General features: G+C 67.3%; 19 protein-coding genes. 4 read left to right on the forward strand and 15 right to left on the reverse strand.

Annotation, left to right across the window (positions count from 1 at the left end; translation table 11 throughout):
• Positions 1-9: 9 nt before the first annotated feature.
• From OPF83_RS01295 to mqo, 3 genes are all read right to left on the reverse strand, one after another.
• Positions 10-1,041, reverse strand: coding sequence for an LLM class flavin-dependent oxidoreductase (locus OPF83_RS01295; protein ID WP_264885397.1), 1,032 nt, complete (start codon positions 1,039-1,041; stop codon positions 10-12).
• A gap of 82 nt (positions 1,042-1,123) precedes the next feature.
• Positions 1,124-2,356 carry a uroporphyrinogen-III C-methyltransferase gene (gene cobA, locus OPF83_RS01300; protein WP_264885398.1) on the reverse strand — a complete coding sequence of 411 codons (1,233 nt, stop codon included), beginning with the start codon at positions 2,354-2,356 and terminating at the stop codon, positions 1,124-1,126.
• A gap of 134 nt (positions 2,357-2,490) precedes the next feature.
• The gene (gene mqo, locus OPF83_RS01305; RefSeq protein ID WP_264885399.1) at positions 2,491-3,978 is read right to left on the reverse strand and encodes a malate dehydrogenase (quinone); all 1,488 of its coding nucleotides are present in this window, start codon (positions 3,976-3,978) and stop codon (positions 2,491-2,493) included.
• A 167-nt stretch (positions 3,979-4,145) separates the two neighbouring features.
• Here mqo and OPF83_RS01310 point away from each other — a divergent pair, with 167 nt between their 5' ends.
• Together OPF83_RS01310 and mtr are read left to right on the forward strand one after the other, a co-directional pair.
• Positions 4,146-5,177 carry an alpha/beta hydrolase gene (locus OPF83_RS01310; RefSeq protein WP_264885400.1) on the forward strand — a complete coding sequence of 344 codons (1,032 nt, stop codon included), beginning with the start codon at positions 4,146-4,148 and terminating at the stop codon, positions 5,175-5,177.
• A gap of 5 nt (positions 5,178-5,182) precedes the next feature.
• Positions 5,183-6,583 carry a mycothione reductase gene (gene mtr / locus OPF83_RS01315; RefSeq protein WP_264885401.1) on the forward strand — a complete coding sequence of 467 codons (1,401 nt, stop codon included), beginning with the start codon at positions 5,183-5,185 and terminating at the stop codon, positions 6,581-6,583.
• A gap of 53 nt (positions 6,584-6,636) precedes the next feature.
• Here mtr and OPF83_RS01320 read toward each other — a convergent pair whose 3' ends face one another.
• The 8 genes from OPF83_RS01320 to dxr form a co-directional block, all read right to left on the reverse strand.
• Positions 6,637-8,115: an NAD(P)/FAD-dependent oxidoreductase gene (locus tag OPF83_RS01320; protein ID WP_264885402.1), complete on the reverse strand. Its 1,479-nt coding sequence runs from the start codon at positions 8,113-8,115 to the stop codon at positions 6,637-6,639.
• 174 nt (positions 8,116-8,289) lie between these two features.
• Complete coding sequence (map, locus tag OPF83_RS01325; RefSeq protein WP_264885403.1) at positions 8,290-9,165, reverse strand: type I methionyl aminopeptidase; 876 nt, start codon at positions 9,163-9,165, stop codon at positions 8,290-8,292.
• Between the two features lie 61 nt (positions 9,166-9,226).
• Positions 9,227-9,403, reverse strand: a complete 177-nt coding sequence (locus OPF83_RS01330; protein WP_264885404.1) for a hypothetical protein — start codon at positions 9,401-9,403, stop codon at positions 9,227-9,229.
• Positions 9,404-9,405: 2 nt separating this feature from the next.
• Positions 9,406-9,855 carry a hypothetical protein gene (locus tag OPF83_RS01335; protein ID WP_264885405.1) on the reverse strand — a complete coding sequence of 150 codons (450 nt, stop codon included), beginning with the start codon at positions 9,853-9,855 and terminating at the stop codon, positions 9,406-9,408.
• A 173-nt stretch (positions 9,856-10,028) separates the two neighbouring features.
• Positions 10,029-10,883, reverse strand: a complete 855-nt coding sequence (locus tag OPF83_RS01340) for a GNAT family N-acetyltransferase (RefSeq protein ID WP_264885406.1) — start codon at positions 10,881-10,883, stop codon at positions 10,029-10,031.
• Positions 10,884-10,886: 3 nt separating this feature from the next.
• Positions 10,887-12,035, reverse strand: coding sequence for a flavodoxin-dependent (E)-4-hydroxy-3-methylbut-2-enyl-diphosphate synthase (gene ispG / locus OPF83_RS01345; protein WP_264885557.1), 1,149 nt, complete (start codon positions 12,033-12,035; stop codon positions 10,887-10,889).
• Between the two features lie 135 nt (positions 12,036-12,170).
• Entirely contained in the window at positions 12,171-13,403 is a 1,233-nt protein-coding gene (locus tag OPF83_RS01350) for an RIP metalloprotease (protein WP_264885407.1), read from the reverse strand.
• A 3-nt stretch (positions 13,404-13,406) separates the two neighbouring features.
• Positions 13,407-14,570 (reverse strand): 1-deoxy-D-xylulose-5-phosphate reductoisomerase, encoded by a 1,164-nt coding sequence (gene dxr, locus OPF83_RS01355; RefSeq protein WP_264885408.1) that lies wholly within the window; start codon positions 14,568-14,570, stop codon positions 13,407-13,409.
• Positions 14,571-14,734: 164 nt separating this feature from the next.
• Here dxr and OPF83_RS01360 point away from each other — a divergent pair, with 164 nt between their 5' ends.
• Positions 14,735-15,076, forward strand: coding sequence for a DUF2631 domain-containing protein (locus tag OPF83_RS01360; RefSeq protein ID WP_264885409.1), 342 nt, complete (start codon positions 14,735-14,737; stop codon positions 15,074-15,076).
• A gap of 111 nt (positions 15,077-15,187) precedes the next feature.
• Here the strand turns inward: OPF83_RS01360 and rlmN are convergent, their stop codons facing one another.
• Positions 15,188-16,297: a 23S rRNA (adenine(2503)-C(2))-methyltransferase RlmN gene (rlmN, locus tag OPF83_RS01365; RefSeq protein ID WP_264885410.1), complete on the reverse strand. Its 1,110-nt coding sequence runs from the start codon at positions 16,295-16,297 to the stop codon at positions 15,188-15,190.
• 85 nt (positions 16,298-16,382) lie between these two features.
• Between rlmN and OPF83_RS01370 the strand changes: the two genes are divergently transcribed.
• Positions 16,383-16,799 carry a lipopolysaccharide assembly LapA domain-containing protein gene (locus OPF83_RS01370; RefSeq protein ID WP_264885411.1) on the forward strand — a complete coding sequence of 139 codons (417 nt, stop codon included), beginning with the start codon at positions 16,383-16,385 and terminating at the stop codon, positions 16,797-16,799.
• An 81-nt stretch (positions 16,800-16,880) separates the two neighbouring features.
• Here the strand turns inward: OPF83_RS01370 and OPF83_RS01375 are convergent, their stop codons facing one another.
• The 3 genes from OPF83_RS01375 to pyrH form a co-directional block, all read right to left on the reverse strand.
• The gene (locus OPF83_RS01375) at positions 16,881-17,759 is read right to left on the reverse strand and encodes a phosphatidate cytidylyltransferase (RefSeq protein ID WP_264885412.1); all 879 of its coding nucleotides are present in this window, start codon (positions 17,757-17,759) and stop codon (positions 16,881-16,883) included.
• A gap of 72 nt (positions 17,760-17,831) precedes the next feature.
• Complete coding sequence (gene frr, locus OPF83_RS01380; RefSeq protein ID WP_264885413.1) at positions 17,832-18,389, reverse strand: ribosome recycling factor; 558 nt, start codon at positions 18,387-18,389, stop codon at positions 17,832-17,834.
• 52 nt (positions 18,390-18,441) lie between these two features.
• Entirely contained in the window at positions 18,442-19,167 is a 726-nt protein-coding gene (pyrH, locus tag OPF83_RS01385; protein ID WP_264885414.1) for a UMP kinase, read from the reverse strand.
• Between the last annotated feature and the right edge of the window lie 130 nt (positions 19,168-19,297).

Raw genomic sequence — 19,297 nt, forward strand, 5'->3', positions numbered from 1 at the left:
AGAGGAACCTCAGCGCCACCCGAGTTCGGGAGCCACATGCGTGAGAATCGACTCGAGAAGATGTGCGTTGTAGTCGACCCCCAACTGCGTCGGCACCGTGATGAGCAGCGTGTCGGCCTCCCGGATCGCCTCGTCCCCGCGTAGCTGATCGACGAGCTGATCGGGCTCGGCGGCGTACGACCGTCCGAAAACGGCGCGACTGCCTGGTTCGATCTGCCCGAACTGGTCCTCGCGCTCGCCGCCGCCCATGAAGTACCGACGATCGGTGTCACTGGTGATCGCGACGATCGACCGGGTGACGGACACCCGGGGTTCAAAGCCGTGGTCGTGGCGGGCCCACTCCTCGCGGAACGCCTCGATCTGACGGCGTTGCTGGACGTGGAGCGGCTCACCCGACTCGTCCGCCTTGAGGGTGGAGGACATCAGGTGCATGCCCTGCTCGGCTGCCCACCGTGCCGTCGCGTCGGACCCAGCACCCCACCAGATCCGTTCACGGAGCCCTTCCGAATACGGCTCGAGTCGCAGGAGTCCGGGTGGATTGGGGAACATCGGCCTCGGATTGGGCTGCGCGAACTTCTGTCCCAGGAGAGCCTGGAGGAACACCTCGGTGTGCCGCCGCGCCATGTCGGCATCGGACTCGCCTTCGGCCGGTTGGTAACCGAAGTACCGCCACCCGTCGATCACCTGTTCCGGCGACCCCCGGGATACACCCAACTGGAGTCTGCCGCCCGAGATGAGGTCGGCGGCTGCCACGTCCTCGGCGAAGCCCAACGGATTGCAGTAGCGCATGTCGACCACACCGGTACCGATTTCGATCCGCTCGGTCCGGGCGCCCACGGCCGCGAGCAACGGCGCGGGCGTGCCGAGTTGCTGCGCGAAGTGATGAACCCGGAAATACGCACCGTCGATACCGAGTTCTTCGGCGGCCTCGGCCAGTTCGACGCTCTGGACTAGCGAATCCCGAGCGGTCCGCACCACGGAGTCGGGATGGTCCATCCAGTGACCGAAGGACAGAAACCCGATCGACTTGACAGTACTCATGCGGTCAGTCTGCCCGAATCCGTCTGGCCTGAACGGGATTCGTGGGGCGACCACGCACCTACCGGTGTGAGTGGGCCGCGCTTCAGGGCTTACCGGCCACAGTCGCCTGCGACAGGCCTGCGACGTCGCCCACCACCACGATGGCCGGCGGCCGGACATCGTGCGTGGAGATTGTCTCGGCGAGATTTCCGAGGGTGCACCGGTAACTCACCTCGTCCTCGAGGCTTCCGTCCGCGATCACCGCCGCCGGGGTGTCGGCAGCACGACCACCGTTGATGAGTGCCTCGGCGATCTTCGGTGTGTTCTTGACACCCATGAGGACCACGATCGTGCCCCGAAGTCGGGCGAGGGCGTCCCACTGGACGAGCGATCCGGGGTGGCCGGGCGGGAGATGGCCGGACACGATGGTCACCTCGTGCGTCATGCCCCGGTTTGTGACCGGGATGCCCGCGAGAGCTGGCACGGAGAGCGCGCTGGAGACGCCGGGGACGACGGTGCAGGGAACTCCCGCCTCGGCGCAGGCCTGCGCCTCTTCGTAACCGCGTCCGTAGAGGAACGAGTCGCCGCCCTTGAGTCGCACGACGAACTTCCCGGCCAGTGCGCGGTCGACCAGCACCTGGTTGATTGCCTCCTGCGCCATGGAACGTCCGTAGGGAATCTTGGCGGCGTCGATGATCTCCACGTCGGAGCGGAGTTCGGACAGTGGCCGCTGAGGTGCGAGCCTGTCGACCACCACGACGTCAGCGCTCGACAGGAGACGACGGCCCCGAACGGTCAGGAGGTCGTCCGCGCCGGGCCCTCCACCGACGAGGGCGACGGTGCCCCGGAGTTGTTCATCGACTCCCGGCGCCTGTACCCCTGCGTCGGTGAGTGCTTTCGCCACGATGTCACGGGCCTCGACGGTACGAGCCCGATCACCGGTGAGCACCGCGACGACCATCTCGTCTCGTCGGATGACCGCGGGCGTCGTGGCGCTGCCCGAGTTCACGGCGTCGGCGCGGACACAGAAAGTTCGGTTCTGTTCGGCTTCGGCTGCGACGCGCGCATTGACCAGTGAGTTCTTGGTCGCCGCGACCACATACCAGGCTCCGTCGAGGTCGCCTGTGTGGTACTCGCGTGCCTCCCACCGCAGTCGCCCGGCGTCGACCAGTCCCTGCAGGGTGGGAGTGATGTCGGGACTGACGAGGTGGACTGCCGCTCCGGACTCGAGGAGTACCGGAACTCGTCGCTGCGCGACCGATCCCCCGCCGATCACCACGACCCGACGGCCCTCCAGGTCCAGACCGACGGGATAGGGGTTCACGGACCTAGTCATGTCGCTGATTCTATCCGTCGCCTCCTCCTCTTCCCGTCCCGGGCGACAGCTGCGTGATACAGGTCATCCCCCGACCTGCGCCTGGCGCTGGTCGGGGGATGTCGCGTCTGAAGACTCAGTGTGACCTGGAGGTATCAGGCCTTCTGATTGAGCTTGAGGGTCCGGGTCGACCGCTCGAACTGCTCGGTGAAGAGCGAGGCCTCGGCCGAGAGGTCGCGGCCGAGCGACGGGATCATCTCCTCGAGTGCCGGCTTCCACTCCGCGAAACGGCTGGGGAAGCAGCGCTGGAGCACGTCGACCATCGCGTCGACCGCGGTCGACGCGCCCGGCGATGCACCGAGAAGGCCGGCGATGGAGCCGTCGGCACCGTTGATCACCGCGGTGCCGAACTCGAGGGTGCCGCCGCGCCCACCGGGCTTGGGCTTGATCACCTGGACGCGCTGTCCGGCGACGACCTTCTCCCAGTCGCCGTCCACTGCCGACGGCACGAAATCACGGAGGGTGTCGACTCGCGCGCCGTGGTTCTTGGCGAGCTCGGTGATGAGGTACTTCACCAGTCCCATCTCGGTGAGACCGATGTTCGCCATGGGCAGGAGGTTCCCGGGGCGGATGCTGGACGGCAGGTCCAGGAAGCTGCCCATCTTGAGGAACTTGGGGGTCCAACCGGCGAACGGGCCGAAGAGCAGGCCCTTCTTGCCGTCGATGACGCGGGTGTCCAGGTGCGGCACCGACATCGGCGGGGCGCCGACGGAGGCCTGGCTGTACACCTTGGCCTGGTGCTGCTGGACCAGTTCCTCGTTGGTGCAGCGCAGCCACTGGCCGCCGACCGGGAAGCCGGCGATGCCCTTGATCTCGGGGATGCCCGACTTCTGCAGGAGGTGCAGGGCACCGCCACCGGCACCGACGAAGACGAACTTGGCGTCCACGGTGCGCTCGTCGCCGGTGTGGCGGTTCTCGATGGTCAGCCGCCAGGTGCTGTCGGTGTTCCGCTCGAGGTCCTTGACCTGGCTCTGGTAGTGCACCTCGGCCCCGGTGCGGGTGAGGTACTTGACCATCTGCCGGGTGAGGGCGCCGAAGTTGACGTCCGTGCCGTTCTCGAAGTGGCTCAGGGCGAAGGGCTGCTCCGGCGAGCGCCCCTTCGCCATGAGCGGGACGAGCCGCTCGAGCTCGGCGAAGTCGGTCGTGTGCTCCATGCCCGGGAACAGCGGGTGCCCGGCGAGCGCGTCGTAGCGCTTGCGGAGGTAGTCCTGACCGTCCGTGCCGGACACGAAGCTCATGTGCGGGACCGGGCGGATCCACTCGGTGGGGTCGCCGAGGATGTTGTTCTCGACGGCGTAGGACCAGAACTGGCGCGAGACCTGGAACTTCTGGTTGACCCCGATGGCCTTGGTGATGTCGACGCCGCCGTCGGCGGTCTTCGGCGAGTAGTTGAGCTCGCACAGCGCGGAGTGGCCGGTACCGGCGTTGTTCCACGCGTCGGAGGACTCGAGTGCGGGTCCCTCGAGCCGCTCGTAGATCTGGATGTCCCAGTCAGGCTGAAGTCGACGCAATAGGGCACCGAGCGTCGCGCTCATGGTGCCGGCGCCGATGAGCGCCACATCTGTCGTTTCGTGCTTTGCCACCTGGTCTGCAGTCACCGGCTACCCTCGCTCGTTGGTCGTGGACCCGAATTCCCCCGTCGTCGCGACTCCTCCCGGGAGCGCGACCTGAGGGTTACCAGACTACTCACGGCCGCGCGTCGCGAGCACATCGGTCCGGGCGCTCGCCGTTGTTGACTAGGGTGGTCGCCGTGTCGATCTCCTCTTCCGACCCCTCGTCGCGGGGTGGCCCTGTTCCGGAGTGGTCCCCGGATCTCCTCGGTCCGGCCTACCGACGCCGCGCACTCCCCCTCGGCGAGGACCCGGACGGTGAGGGGGTCATCGAGGCGACCCTTGTCCGGCACGAGGACGCCCCGGTGGACGCCGTCGCGGTGGTTCTGGTGGTCCACGGACTGTCGGACTACTTCTTCCACACACACCTGGCGGAGTACCTCGCCACGCGTGGGATCGCGACCTACGGGGTGGACCTGCGCAAATGTGGCCGATCGAGGCGGGAGGGTGTGACGCCTCATTTCAGCACCGACCTGGAGAGATACGACGACGAGCTGGATCAGGCCCTGGGGGTGATCGCCGCAGAGCGACCCGGATCGCCCGTGGTGGTCGCGGCGCATTCGACGGGCGGTCTGGTCGTTCCTCTGTGGCTCTCCCGCCGGCGTGACCGTGGCCGCCTCGACCCGGTCGTGGGCGTCGTGCTGAACTCCCCGTGGTTCCAGCTCGACGTGCCGGAACGGACCCGGAGGTTTCTCGATCCGGTCGTGTCGGCGATCGGTGCGGTGCGGCCCTTCTATCGGCTCCCCCTTCCGACCTCGGATCTGTACGTGCGCAGTACGCACGTCGATCTCGACGGAGATTTCGTCTACGACACCACGCTCAAGCCCCCGGGTGGGGTTGGCGTACGTGCAGGATGGCTGGCCGCCGTCCGACGAGCCCAACGGCGTCTGCAGCGCGGCCTCGACCTGCCGCTGCCGGTCCTCCTGCTCCGGTCCACGGCCTCGTCGGTCGGCAGGCGCGGCGCGCATGTCGACGTCGACACCGATCTCATCCTCGACGTGCGCTCGATGGAGCGTTTCGTCGACCGGGTGTCCGCCGACGTCACCGAGGTGCCCGTCGAGGGCGCGCGACACGATGTCTTCCTCTCCAGGCCCGATGTCCTCGAGGTGGTCTTCGACCGCCTGGGGATCTGGCTGGACCACACTCTGTCCTCACCCACCAAGGAGTTCTGACCCCCATGACGCAGACCCCCTCGCGCCACTTCGACCTCATCGTGATCGGCACGGGCAGCGGCAACTCGTTGATCGACGAGTCCTTCGCCGACAAATCCGTCGCGATCTGTGAGAAGGGGTCGTTCGGCGGCACCTGCCTCAACGTCGGCTGCATCCCGACGAAGATGTTCGTCTACGCGGCGGACACCGCGACCTCCGTCGCGCACGCAGGGACCTACGGCGTCGACGCGACGTTGGACGGCGTGCGCTGGCAGGACATGGTCTCCCGGGTGTTCGACCGGCGTATCGACCCCATCGCCTCGAGCGGCGAGGACTACCGGCGGAACCGCTGCGAGAACGTCACGGTCTACGACGGTCACGCCACCTTCGTGGGACCCCGCACCATCGACACCGGCACCGGCGAGATCATCACCGCCGACGAGGTCGTGATCGCCGCCGGCGCGCGGCCGTCGATCCCCGAGATCGTCACGGAGTCGGGCGTGGCGTACCACACCAGTGACGACGTGATGCGGATTCCCGAGCTGCCGCGGTCGATGGTGATCCAGGGCTCGGGATTCATCGCGTGCGAGTTCGCCCACGTGTTCTCGTCGCTGGGAGTGGAGGTCACCGTCATCGGCCGCTCGGACGTCCTGCTCAAGCACCTCGACCGCGAGCTCGCCGAACGGTTCACCGAGAGTGCGCGCGGCCACTGGGACGTCCGGCTCGGGCAGCACATCACCGCCATGACCGCCACCGGCGAGGACAACAGGGGCGTGGAGATCACGTTCGAGGATGGCTCGACCTGCGCGGCGGACTCGCTGCTGGTCGCCACCGGCCGCACCCCCAACGGCGACCTGTTGGGGCTCGACTCCGCCGGGGTCGCCATGGACGGCGACCGCGTTCAGGTGGATGAGTTCGGCCGCACCTCCGCCGGGGGCGTGTGGGCCCTGGGCGACGTAAGTTCACCGTTCCAGCTCAAGCACGTCGCCAACCACGAGCAGCGTGTGCTCGGACACAACCTGCGTCACCCCGACGACCTGCAGCCATTCCATCACACGAACGTCCCGTACGCCGTGTTCACGTGGCCGCAGATCGCGTCGGTCGGCATGACCGAGGACGAAGCGCGTGCGGCCGGCCATGACATCACGGTCAAGACCCAGGACTACGGCGACGTGGCCTACGGCTGGGCGATGGAGGACTCGGTCGGCTGCTGCAAGCTCATCGCCGACCGCTCGACCGGTCGTTTGCTCGGCGCCCACATCATGGGCGCCCACGCCCCGTCCCTGATCCAGATCCTCATCCAGGGCATGGAGTTCGGCCTGACCGTGCCTGACATGGCGCGGAAGCAGTACTGGATCCATCCGGCAATGGCCGAGGTCGTCGAGAACGCGCTTCTGGGACTCGACTTCCCCGACCGCGGATTCTGACGGTGGTCGGCGGTGTCCCGGGACTCAGCTCTTCGGGGTGAGCTCACTCGGGGTCAGCTCACCACGTAGTCCGACTGGTCGATGTCGCGGAGCTGCTTGCGGTAGCGGAACGTGAACGTCGGCCACTGCAGTGAGTTGCGGCCACTGGAGTCGAAGTACCAGCTGGAACACCCGCCCTCGTTCCAGACCGTCTCCGCCAGTTCGCGGTCCATACGGTCCGCGTAAGCCGACTGCACCTCGGGTCGGACCTCGATGGTATTCTCCCGGGCCCGCTCGGCCAGCCCGATTAACCTGCTGACGTGCTCGGCCTGGGATTCGAGCATGTAGACGATGGACGAGTGGCCGAGGTTCGTGTTGGGCCCGTACATCAGGTACAGGTTCGGGAAGTGCGCGACGGTCACGCCGTTGTGGGCACGGGGGCTCCCGTCCCAGTGCTCGGCGAGGGTGCTGCCGTCCGCGCCCCTGATCACCCGCGAGATGGGCGGCTCCGACGGCTGGAAGCCGGTGCCGAAGATGATCACGTCGGCGGCGATCTCGGTGCCGTTTCCCGCCACGAGTCCTGTGGGTGTCACTGACGACGCAGCGTCCGCGACCAGCGTCACGTCCTTCCTGGTCAGCGTCGGCAACCATTTGCTCGTGAGCAGGATCCGCTTGCAGCCGATGGAGAAATCAGGGGTCAAGGCCGCGCGCGTCGCGCGGTCACGCACCGTGACGAACAGGTAGAACCGGGCGAACCACTCGAAGAACCTCAGCAGGAACTGTGCGCGGGTGAACACGATCACGTACAGCTCACGACCGAGGTAGTTACGCCCACGGACGAGCTTCTGCAGGATCGGCCACCGCGCATACACCTTCTGGCGGGACTCGCCGATGCTGCGGTCGAGCCGCGGCAGCACCCATCCCGGCGTCCGCTGGAACACGGTGACGTGCTCGGCCACCCCGGCGATCTCCGGAACGAACTGCACAGCGGACGCCCCGGTGCCGACCACGGCGACACGTCGACCCTCGAGCGGGATGTCGTCACGCCACCGGGCCGAGTGGAAGATGTCGCCCCGGAATGTGTCCAGGCCCGGTAGCTCAGGGATCGACGGCGCGGACAGTGCCCCGGTGGCGGCAATGAGGTGCCGTGCCTCGATCTGCCCCTTGGAGGTCTCGACAGTCCACACGGACTTCTCCGCATCCCACGAAGCCCCGGTCACCTCGCAGGAGGTGACCAGTCGTTCGCGCAGTCCGATCCGGTCGGCGACGCCCCTGAGGTAGGAGAAGATCTCGGGCTGCCGACCGAACGCGTGCTCCCAGCCGGGGTGTGCGTGCCGGGACAGCGAGTACAGCGCGGTGGGTACGTCGCAGGCGCACCCGGGATACGTGTTGTCCCGCCACGTTCCCCCGACCTCGTCCGCTGCCTCGAGCGCGAGGAAATCCTTGCCCCGCTTCTCACGGATCAACCTGTCGGCCATGGCGATCCCGCCGAAGCCCGCCCCCACGACGAGGATGTCGATCCGGTCCACGCGTCCACGAGGAGTTTCGATCATGCTTGACAGTATGCACAGTGATGTACACCTGCGGGGCCGCTAAACCGGACGCCAGTCCAAATAGGTTTTCCCGATTCGCGACGATTCCAGGGCAGCGACGCCCAGAGCCGGCGGCTACCAGGGGCAGCCCGGCCGTCAGGTCGACAAGGGCGAGACCGGGTCGCCGGCAAAGGGTCAGATCGAGGAGGGCAGGGTCAGGATCTCGTACCCGTCCTCAGTGACCACGATGGTGTGCTCGAACTGTGCGGTCCACGCCTTGTCCGGGGTGGTGACGGTCCAGTCGTCGTCCCAGACCTCGTAGCCCGGCGCACCCAGCGAGAGCATCGGTTCCACCGTGAGGGTCATTCCCGGCTCGAGGACCTCGGTCCGCCCCGGCTCGTCGTAGTGGAGGACGACGAGCCCGTTGTGGAAGGTCGGGCCGACGCCGTGTCCGGTGAACTCGCGGACCACCGTCAGGTCGAAGCGCCGAGCGTACGACTCGATCACCCGCCCGATCACGTTGACCTCCCGACCGGGGCGGATTGCCTTGATGCCACGGTTCATCGCCTCTTCGGTGCGCTCGACCAGGAGGCGGATCTCCTCACTGGGCTCTCCCGCGAAGAACGTCGCGTTGGTGTCACCGTGGACGCCGTTCTTGTACGCGGTGACGTCGATGTTGACGATGTCGCCCTCCTGGATCACCGTCGAGTCGGGGATCCCGTGACAGATGACCTCATTGAGCGACACGCAGCACGACTTGGGAAACGCCTTGTAGCCGAGAGTGGACGGGTACGCACCGTGATCGAGCATGTACTCGTGCGCGATCCGGTCGATCTCGTCTGTCGTGACACCCGGCGCCACAGCGGCTCCGGCCGCGACCAGTGCGTCAGCAGCGATGGTGCAGGACTCACGCATGGCCTCGATCACCTCGGCGGGCTGCACCCACGCCTCGCCGTTGGCCTCGTTCACCGTGTCGCGCCAGGCGTATTCGGGGCGCGGGATCGTCTCGGGGACGGTCCGGATAGGGGTGGGTTCACCGGGAACGAGTGGCGGACGTGTCGACGGGGTCATACTGCCCAGGATAGGCGTCGTGACGACTCGTGGGTCGACTGCCTCTCCCCCCGCGCGGGGTTCACCAGATGACGAAGCAGGCCGACCCTATGACGACCATCAGCGCGAACAGCACCAGCGAGAGAGCCTCGCCCTTGGTGCTCCCGAACGGTTGGTCCTCGGTGTCCACGGGTGCGGTTCCGGTCTCCGGTGCACCCTCGGCCCCGGGTTCCGTGCCGGGGTTCTGCGTCGAATCCATGCTCACACGCCCATCTGTCGGAGTTCGGCCACCATGGCCACGGCGAGTACCGCGAACACGATCGCCATGAAACCGGTGTACATCCAGCGACGCGGATGGTCCGCGACCCAGAACCGACGGATACTGATCACCCCGTTGACCACGGCGACGACACACAGGGCGAATCCGATCGGCGCCGCCACCCAGCCCGCGAGGCTGAGCAGCGGGATCAGGATCGGGATCGCCAGGTAGGTGATCAGACACCTCACCGCAGAGACCAGCACGGACACCCTGAACGCGCGGTGCGCGCCGGCATCGGCGGACCTGTCGAGCCCGTCCACCCTCAGCAGGGTGCGCATCAGCCGATCTGGGGCGGCGTCGGAACGGAATGTCCGTGGGGCCGGAACTCCGGGGCCTGAAAGTACGGCATCGCCCTGCGACATCGTGGCGTCAGGGGCGACCGAGGATGTCATGGCGGAACCAGCACCTTCCGACGGGGAAACCGGATAATGACGGCTTCACTCTCCCACACGGTCACGACCGGTCCTAAGTCGCGGGTCGCCTGTCGGGGGTGGAGCACGGACGGAGCTCGACGAACAAAGAGCTAGGAACGGAGAGCCAGGAACGGACCGCCACGAGCAGAGATCTACATGAGGATCGTCGCGTAGTCCACGGCGTCGACCAGACCGACGCGTCGGTACGCAGCGCGGGCCGGGGTATTGGATCCGTTGACGACCAGCGACGGCGTGAGGCCCCTGTCCTGGAGAACTGCACACACGGCTGCGGTCCCACCGGCCCCCAGGCCGGTGCCTCTGAGATCTGGCCGCACCCAGATGCCCTGGATCTGGGCGATTTCATGCGTGATCGCCGCGACATCGGCCTTGAAGAACACCGCATCGTCCTCACGCGCCACGAACGTCCGACCCCGTGCCACCGACCGCGCCACCCGGCGGCGAAAGGGCACGCCTGCCCCGACGGCGAAGGGATCCGCGTGGAGTTCCTCGGCATACATTGACGCGGCAGCCGCGAGGACCATGTCGAATTCCTGCAGCGAAGCGGGGCGGACCCCGTCCAGAACCGCGGACCGGTCCACCGGCCGATCGAGGACCATGAGGAACTGGCCGCACCGGCGCTCACGGGCGGGACCCCACCGGCGTTCCAGAGCCGGCCACACGCCGTTCACCAGATCTCGTCGACCGTGGACGGACATCGGGCCGAATCCCGCGCCTGCGACCGCCGCGCCCAGCATCTCGAGGTCGTCGCGCTCTCCTCTGATGGGGAGCACAGAATTGCCCACGAACACCAGCGATCGATCAGGGCCGCCCCGCGTGAAGAACCGACCGTCCGCACCCCCGCCGACGCCCGACTGGAGGAGCTTCTCCGAGGCGGGTGCGGCGACCAGCCGGTCCGCCCCGAGCGCACGCGATACCGCGGCGGTCTCACCGGGGCCGACCTCCCGGCAGCCGCCGAGCCCGGAAGGCGGGGCCACCGTATCGGTCACGGCCTAACGCGTGACCTTGACCTGGGGCCCCTGCCCCTCGACGGCCTCGCCGATCGGCTCGCCCATCTCCTCGGCGATGCGCATGGCCTCCTCGATTAGGGTCTCGACGATCTGGGACTCGGGAACGGTCTTGATGACCTCGCCCTTGACGAAGATCTGTCCCTTCCCGTTACCCGACGCGACGCCGAGATCAGCCTCCCGGGCCTCACCCGGACCGTTGACGACGCAGCCCATCACCGCGACTCGGAGCGGAACACTCATCCCGTCCAGTCCCGCGGTGACCTCTTCCGCCAGCTTGTACACGTCGACCTGGGCACGGCCACACGACGGGCACGAGACGATCTCGAGCTTGCGGGGCCGGAGATTGAGCGACTGCAGGATCTGCGTGCCGACCTTGATCTCCTCAGCCGGAGGCGCCGACAGGGACACCCGGATGGTGTCGCCGATGCCCTCGGACAGCAGCGCACCGAACGCCACCGACGACTTGATGGTCCCCTGGAACGCCGGACCGGCCTCGGTCACACCGAGGTGCAGCGGGTAGTCGCTCTGGTCGGCGAGCTGACGATACGCCTCGACCATGACGACCGGGTCGTTGTGCTTCACCGAGATCTTGATGTCGCCGAAGCCGTGCTCCTCGAACAGGCCGGCCTCCCACATCGCCGATTCCACTAGGGCCTCGGGGGTGGCCTTGCCGTACTTGGCCAACAGGCGCGGATCCAGCGAGCCGGCGTTGACGCCGATGCGGATGGGGATCCCCGCGTCCCCGGCCGCTTTGGCGACCTCCTTGACGCGACCGTCGAACTCCTTGATGTTGCCCGGGTTGACGCGCACCGCGGCGCACCCGGCATCGATCGCCGCGAAGATGTACTTGGGCTGGAAGTGGATGTCCGCGATGACCGGGATCGGCGACTTCGCCGCGATCGCCGACAGCGCGTCCGCATCCTCCTGCCGAGGGCAGGCCACACGCACGATGTCGCAACCACCCGCGGTGAGCTCGGCGATCTGCTGGAGCGTCGAGTTGATGTCGTGCGTCTTGGTGGTGGTCATGGACTGGACCGAGATCGGATGATCGCTGCCCACACCGACCGGCCCCACGAAGAGCTGGCGGGTCTTCCGGCGCTCTGCCAGAGCTGACAGCGGAGCCTCGGGCATTCCCAGACCGATGGGGATGGAGGAGGAGTCGTTCACGTCAAGGGCCTTCCGTAGGGTCTGCGAGCCGGGTGCTGGCGAGTCCCGCCCGCCATTATCCGGGTAATTGACATGGTGTGCGAGTAGGTGTCGACGATCTCACCCGGTCAACAGGATCGGATTGACGAAATCGGCGGTGATGACGATCGCGGAGACGCCGATCAGCAGCACGAACACCGTCATGGTGAGCGGAGCGAGCTTCTCGTAGTCCGCCGGACCACCGGGTGCCAGACCGCGTAGCCTCCGCAGGGCGTCTCGGATCTTCTCGTAGAACACCACAGCGATGTGACCGCCGTCGAACGGGGTCAGGGGAACCAGGTTGAACGCGCCGAGGAACAGGTTGAGTCCGGCGAGGAAGAGCAGGAACAACCACCACGCACCCTGCTCGGCGGCCTGACCGCCGATATAGCTCGCCCCCACCACGGAGACCGGGGAGTCATCTGCCCGATCCGCACCGAAGATCGACGCCGCGACCGCCGGGATCTTGCTCGGGAACGCGATCAGCCCCTCGATGGTCGCCTCGACCATGTCGCCGGTGAAGACCAGAGTCGCGGGAACCGCGCTCCACACGTCATAGGTGTGCACCCGTTGATACGCGGGATCGTCGAGGATCTCCTGCGGGATCCCGGCATCGGAGAGTCGGACACCGAGGGCACCGCGGGACTGCCCGTCGACGGTCGACGAGCCGAGCGTCGTCGTCGTCGACACCTCTTCTCCCCCGCGATCCACGACCACCGGGACGGTCTCGCCCGGGCGCTCCGACACCACGTCGGACAGTCCCGCCCAACTCGTCACCGTGACGCCGTCCACCGACGTGATCCGGTCGCCGGGTTCGATACCCGCCGCGCCGGCCGGTCCCTCCCCCGGACCACATTCCGGCTCACCCGCGGTACCGGTCGCACACGTGTCGCCGACGACCGCCGCCACCCGGTCCGTCGGGATCGGCTGGACGTCCTGGTTCACCAACCCCCACCCGAGCGCCACCGAATAGAACAGGGCGATCGCCAGCACGATGTTCATCGCCGGACCCGCCAGCAGCACCGCGACGCGCTTCCACCAGGCCTGGCGCCACATCGCCCGGGGCTCGTCCTCGGCCGACAGCTCGTCGTACGCGGTCATCCCCGCGATATCGCAGAACCCGCCCAGCGGAACGGCCTTGAGCCCGTACTCGATCCCGCCGCGATGCGTGGACCACACCGTCGGACCGAAGCCCACGAAGAACCGGCGGACCTTCATCCCCGACATCTGGGCGACCTTCATGTGGCCGTACTCGTGCAGGACGATCGACAGCATGATCCCGACCGCGAACAGGATGATCCCCACGATCAGCACGGCTCAGCCCTCCAGACGGGAGACGATGCCCGCCGCATGACGCCGCGCCCACGACTCCGCCGAGAGCACATCATCCAGATCCCGCGGATCAGCGGACCACTCACCTGCCGCCCCCACGGTCTCGGCGACCACGTCGACGATCTCGGTGAACCGGATCCGACCGTCCAGGAACGCCGGCGCGGCCTCCTCGTTTGCCGCGTTGAACACGGCCGTGCGCAGCCCACCCGCCCGACCCGCCTCGCGGGCCACCGAGATGGCCGGGAACGTCTCCTCGTCCACCGGCTCGAACGTCCAGGTGTGGGCCTGCGAGAAATCCAAGGGCGTCGACGCACCCGGGATCCGGGACGGCCACCCGAGGGCGAGCGCGATCGGGAGCTTCATCGACGGGGGCGAGGCCTTGGCCACCGTCGCACCGTCGACGAACGTGACGGCCGAATGCACCACCGACTGCGGGTGAACGGTTACGTCGATGCGGTCATACGGCACGCCGAACAGCAGGTGTGCCTCGATCAACTCCAATGACTTGTTGACCAACGTGGCCGAGTTGAGAGTGATCATCCGACCCATCGCCCACGTCGGGTGCTTGAGGGCGTCCGCCGCGGTGACATCGGCCAGATCGGCACGCACCCGCCCACGGAACGGCCCGCCCGATGCGGTGAGCACGAGCGACGCGACCTCATCGGCCGTTCCCGCCCGCAGACACTGCGCCATGGCCGAGTGCTCCGAATCGACGGGGATCAACTGACCGTCGGCCGCCGCCCCGGTCACGAGAGCACCGCCGGCGACCAGAGATTCCTTGTTCGCGAGCGCCAGCCGCGCGCCCGTGGCCAGAGCGGCGAGCGTCGGCGCCAGTCCGATCGACCCGTCGATGCCGTTCAGGACGACATCCGCCTCGACCTCGGTCACCAGTCGCGTCGCGGCCTCCGGACCCTCCAGAACCGTGAGGTCGGGGAACGACGAGCGGATCTGCTCGGCCGCCCTGGGATCGGCGACGGCGACGACCCGCACCCCGGTCTCCCGGATCTGCTCCGCGAGCGCCTTCGCCCGGCCCCCGCCAGCCGCCAGACCCACCACCCGGAAGCGATCGGGGCCCGACTCCGAGGTCACCTCGAGAGCCTGGGTGCCGATCGAGCCGGTACTTCCGAGAACGAGAACACGCGTGGTCACCCTGCCATTGTCCACACCGACAGGGCACTTCACCGCATCGACCGACCCCCGGGTGGACCAACACGGGCGGGTTACCCGTTCTCCGCCGGAGGCCGTGTGACAAACTGATGAGGATGTCGGCGGCCCGCGGGGCTGCCAGCGAGCCGTGAGGAGAACCGGGGAGCATGAGCGCGGACGGGCACACCACCAAGGAAATCGTCGTGGACGGGATCAGTTCCCTCGACGAGCCGTCGATCGAGTGGGGATGGCACCAGCACAGCGTCAAGGTCGGCGCGGCCGTGGGCGGGTTCTTCGTCCTGTTCCTGCTCGCGATGCTGATCGGCAATCACGTGGGCAACGTCGAGAACATCTGGCTCGTCGCCATCGCGCTGTTGCTCGTGACCTGGATGGTCCGCTCGCTGCGCCCCCGCAAGCCCGCATCGGACAAGGTCCTCGAGCTCCCCTCGGACCACTACTCCGTGGCCGGGAACGTCGCCACCGGAACGGTCGCCTCCCGCACGGCATGACCCCGGTCAGCTCCTGACCACGTCAGAAAAGGACCGCCCCGCTACCTAGCTGGGCGGTCCTTTTCTACTGTCTGTTCAGGAGCGATACGAGACGACTCCCCTGACGTGGCGTCACTCCTCGGCGGCCAACTGACCACACGCCGCCGCGATCTCCTGGCCGCGGGTGTCGCGGACCGTGCACGAGACCCCGGCTGCACGGACGGCCTCGACGAAGGCATCCTGCTGGGACTTCGGGCTCGCGTCCCACTTGCTCCCCGGCGTCGGGTTGAGCGGGATCAGGTTGACGTGCGCCATCCGGCCGAGTCGCTGAGCGAGCAACCTGCCGAGCATCTCTCCACGCCAGGTCTGGTCGTTCACATCGCGGATCAGTGCGTACTCGATCGAGACGCGCCGCCCCGTCGCATCGGCATAGTGGCGCGCGGCGTCCATCACCTCGGTCACCGGCCACCTGTTGTTGACCGGCACCAGCGAGTCCCGCAGTTCGTCGTCAGGGGTATGGAGGGAGACGGCGAGGGTGACCTGGAGGCCCTCCTCCGCGAGGCGGTGGATGGCCGGGACGACACCGACCGTCGACACCGTCACCGAACGCTGGGCGAGCCCGAACCCGTTGGGTGGCGGTGACACTATCCCCCGTACTGCGGCGAGGACCCTCTTGTAGTTGGCCAGCGGCTCTCCCATTCCCATGAAGACGACGTTCGACAGCCTTCCGGGGCCACCGGGGATCTCACCGTCGCGCATCGCCCTGGCGGCCACCCGCACCTGCTCGAGGATCTCCGCGGTGGAGAGATTCCGCTGCAGGCCACCCTGCCCTGTCGCACAGAACGGACACGCCATTCCGCAGCCCGCCTGGCTGGAGATGCACACGGTCGCGCGGTCCGTGTAGCGCATGAGCACGCTCTCCACGAGCGAACCGTCGTGAAGCTTCCACAGCGTCTTCCGCGTGGTCCCCTCGTCCGTCGTGATGTGCTTGAGCGACGACGCGAGCGACGGGAAGAGCTCCTCCCCGACCCTGTCGCGCAGATCGGCGGGGAGATCGCTCATCTCCCCGGGATCCGCCTCGAGCCGCCCGAAATACTGATTGGCCATCTGCTTGCCGCGGAATGCCGGAACCTCCAGCTCGGCCATCGCGTCCGCGCGGCCCTGCGCATCGAGGTCCGCGAAGTGACGTGGAGGCAGCCCGCGGCGGGGTGCCTCGAAGACGAGGGGAAGTGGTTCAGCCATGATGCGGCCATTGTGTCAGAACTGAGGCCGGACGACACACCGAGTGAGACCGCACACTGACGCGGTGGGCGCTTACAGTTCATACATGACCACGCGATCCCATGAGACCGGCGACGCCGACCGTACCGAGTCCACGCCCGAGACGGCGCTCGCCCTCACCGACGATTCGTCCCCCCACGCGGCAACCCCCGCGAGGGTGGATCCGGCCGAGCACCGGCCGGGCAGAAACGGCTCCGTGCCCGACAGCTCCGCCGGCCGGCTCGGTTCGGCGTGGATCGGCCTGGTGCTCGGTTCGCTCGTGACGATTCTGCTGCTCATCTTCATCGCGCAGAACACCGTGTCGACCGAGGTGCAGTTCCTCGGCCTCGAGTTCGCTCTGCCGCTGGGCGTCCTGATCCTGTTCGCCGCCATCGCCGGTGCGCTGATCATGGCCTTGTTCGCGGGGTTCCGCATCCTGCAGCTGCGCATGCGCGCCCGCAAGGCCCGGAAGTCCTCTCACTAGAAGAACGACCTGTAGTCGACGGGGTCGGGTTCTGTCGAACCCGGCCCCGTCGACCAATCCCGTGTGTCGCGCGCCCCGCGATCAGGTCGGGACGACGAACGTGAAGATGATCCAGACGACGACGGCACTGGGCAGCACCGAATCGAGACGGTCCATGAACCCACCGTGGCCCGGGAGAAGTGTCCCCATGTCCTTGATGCCGAGGTCACGCTTGACCTGAGATTCGACGAGATCACCCAGCGTGGCCGTGAACACCGTCAGGATCCCCAGCAGGATGCCCTTCCAGATGTCGTCGTGGAACAGCAGCGACACGACCAGTGCCCCGCCGACAATCGCGAACAGCAGGGACCCGGCGAATCCTTCCCAAGACTTCTTGGGACTGATCGCGGGAACCATCGGGTGCTTGCCGAACAGCACGCCGGCAACGTACCCACCGATGTCCGAGCACACCACCAGGACGATGAGCGCCACCACGCGTTGCGCCCCGAAATCCCCGTCCGACAGCATGGCGCCGAGAGACCCTGGTACAGCGATCCACACCAGCATGAACAACGACACCGACACGTCGCGGAGGTAGTTCTTCGGCGCCACCGTCAGGCCGTGCATCACCAACCGCCAGACGAGGACCACCACGCTCGTCGCGGCGAACGCCGCGAACGCGCCCTTCGCACCGAGGGCGAATCCCGCCCATACGGTAGCTTGGCCGCCGACGAACAGTGGGATCAACGGCAGTGTGAACCGGGCCTGCCGCAGGCGCTTGAACACTTCCCAGGTACCGATGGCCACAGCGGCCGCGGCGACGAGGTACCAGTACCGCGGCTCGAAAGCGATGCTCGCGACCACGAGCGCGCCCAGGCCGATTCCGACCGGAATCGCCCGGGTCAGGTCACGGCCGGCGCGAGAAGGGGGCGCCGCGGCCGCGGCGGTGGGCCCCGGCGGACCGGAGGGGGCCTTGTCCACGGCGTACTCCTTGGCTATGAATCTTGTCAGGTCAGTAATGATCGGCGCGATGGGAGGAGGACGAAAGGAGGATCAGACCTCCATCAATTCGGCTTCCTTACCCTTTACCATCTCATCCACCTCGGCGACGTAGCGCTGCGTGACCTTGTCGAGTTCCTTCTCCGCGGCGTTGACCTCGTCCTCACCGGCCTCGCCGTCCTTCTGGATGCGCTTGAGCTCGTCCATCGCCTTACGGCGGACGCCACGCACCGAGATCCGGCCGTCCTCGGCCTTGCCCTTCGCCTGCTTCACCAGGTCGCGACGCCGCTCCTCGGTGAGCTGGGGGACGGTCACCCGGAGGACCTGTCCGTCGTTCGTCGGGTTGACTCCCAGGTCAGAGTTACGGATCGCGTTCTCGATCGGCCCCATCTGCGACATCTCGTACGGCTTGATGATGAGCATGCGCGGCTCGGGAACCGTGATGGTGGCCATCTGGGTGATCGGAGTCATCGTGCCGTAGTACTCGCACGAGACCCGGCTGAACATCCCCGGATTCGCCCGGCCGGTGCGGATGGCTGCGAGCTCGTCGCGGACGTGCTCGATCGCCTTCTCCATCTTCTCCTCGGCCTCGAGCAGGGTGTCGTCGATCATCTTCGTCTCTTTTCGTCTCGTGTGTGCGGGTCTCGGTCCGTGACCTGATCGGTCAGGCGCCGCTGCTCACCAGGGTCCCGATCTGCTCCCCCGCGACCGCGCGGGCGATGTTGCCCTCGGTGAGCATGTTGAAGACCAGGATGGGCATATTGTTGTCCATGCAGAGGCTGAATGCCGTGGCGTCCGCGACCTTGAGGTCCTTCTCGAGGCACTCCCGGTGCTCGATGGTGGTGAACAGCGCCGCATCCGGGTTCGACCGCGGGTCGTCGGAGTACACCCCGTCCACGGCCTTGGCCATGAGGAGGACTTCCGCTCCGATCTCCAGCGCACGCTGCGCGGCCGTGGTGTCGGTGGAGAAGTACGGCATGCCCATACCGGCACCGAAGATCACCACGCGCCCCTTCTCGAGGTGCCGTTCGGCACGCAGGGGGATGTACGGCTCGGCGACCTGTCCCATGTGGATGGCGGTCTGCACGCGGGTGGAGATCCCCTCCTGCTCGAGAAAGTCCTGGAGCGCCAGGCAGTTCATCACCGTTCCGAGCATGCCCATGTAGTCGCTACGGGCCCGGTCCAGTCCACGCTGCTGGAGCTGAGCTCCGCGGAAGAAGTTGCCACCGCCGATCACAATGGCGATCTGGGCCCCGGTACGCGACACCTCGGCTATCTGGCGCGCGACGGACTGCACCACGTCGGGGTCGATACCGACCCCTCCGCCGCCGAACATCTCGCCGCCCAGCTTGAGCATCACACGCTTGTACCCGTGCCGCGGGTCCGTCATCGTTCTCCTCGTCCCGGGCGGTTCCGCCCGTGTCGCGCAGTGTCGCTCCTGACTCACCGATCGTCGAGGAGCTGTGTGGCTCGTGGTGGAGCCGGATTCATTCTGCCCTATACGCACCTCCGCCACACCG

This window comes from Dietzia sp. NCCP-2495, assembly GCF_026011735.1.
In the GTDB taxonomy this organism is placed as follows: Bacteria; Actinomycetota; Actinomycetes; order Mycobacteriales; family Mycobacteriaceae; genus Dietzia.

Excerpts from the sequence above, each read along its gene's own strand:
- OPF83_RS01295 (WP_264885397.1), bottom strand. The coding sequence starts at position 1,041 with ATGAGTACTGTCAAGTCGATCGGGTTTCTGTCCTTCGGTCACTGGATG.
- cobA (WP_264885398.1), bottom strand. The coding sequence starts at position 2,356 with ATGACTAGGTCCGTGAACCCCTATCCCGTCGGTCTGGACCTGGAGGGC.
- mtr (WP_264885401.1), top strand. The coding sequence starts at position 5,183 with ATGACGCAGACCCCCTCGCGCCACTTCGACCTCATCGTGATCGGCACG.
- OPF83_RS01320 (WP_264885402.1), bottom strand. The coding sequence starts at position 8,115 with ATGATCGAAACTCCTCGTGGACGCGTGGACCGGATCGACATCCTCGTC.
- map (WP_264885403.1), bottom strand. The coding sequence starts at position 9,165 with ATGACCCCGTCGACACGTCCGCCACTCGTTCCCGGTGAACCCACCCCT.
- OPF83_RS01330 (WP_264885404.1), bottom strand. The coding sequence starts at position 9,403 with ATGGATTCGACGCAGAACCCCGGCACGGAACCCGGGGCCGAGGGTGCA.
- OPF83_RS01335 (WP_264885405.1), bottom strand. The coding sequence starts at position 9,855 with ATGACATCCTCGGTCGCCCCTGACGCCACGATGTCGCAGGGCGATGCC.
- ispG (WP_264885557.1), bottom strand. The coding sequence starts at position 12,035 with ATGCCCGAGGCTCCGCTGTCAGCTCTGGCAGAGCGCCGGAAGACCCGC.
- OPF83_RS01360 (WP_264885409.1), top strand. The coding sequence starts at position 14,735 with ATGAGCGCGGACGGGCACACCACCAAGGAAATCGTCGTGGACGGGATC.
- rlmN (WP_264885410.1), bottom strand. The coding sequence starts at position 16,297 with ATGGCTGAACCACTTCCCCTCGTCTTCGAGGCACCCCGCCGCGGGCTG.
- OPF83_RS01370 (WP_264885411.1), top strand. The coding sequence starts at position 16,383 with ATGACCACGCGATCCCATGAGACCGGCGACGCCGACCGTACCGAGTCC.
- frr (WP_264885413.1), bottom strand. The coding sequence starts at position 18,389 with ATGATCGACGACACCCTGCTCGAGGCCGAGGAGAAGATGGAGAAGGCG.
- pyrH (WP_264885414.1), bottom strand. The coding sequence starts at position 19,167 with ATGACGGACCCGCGGCACGGGTACAAGCGTGTGATGCTCAAGCTGGGC.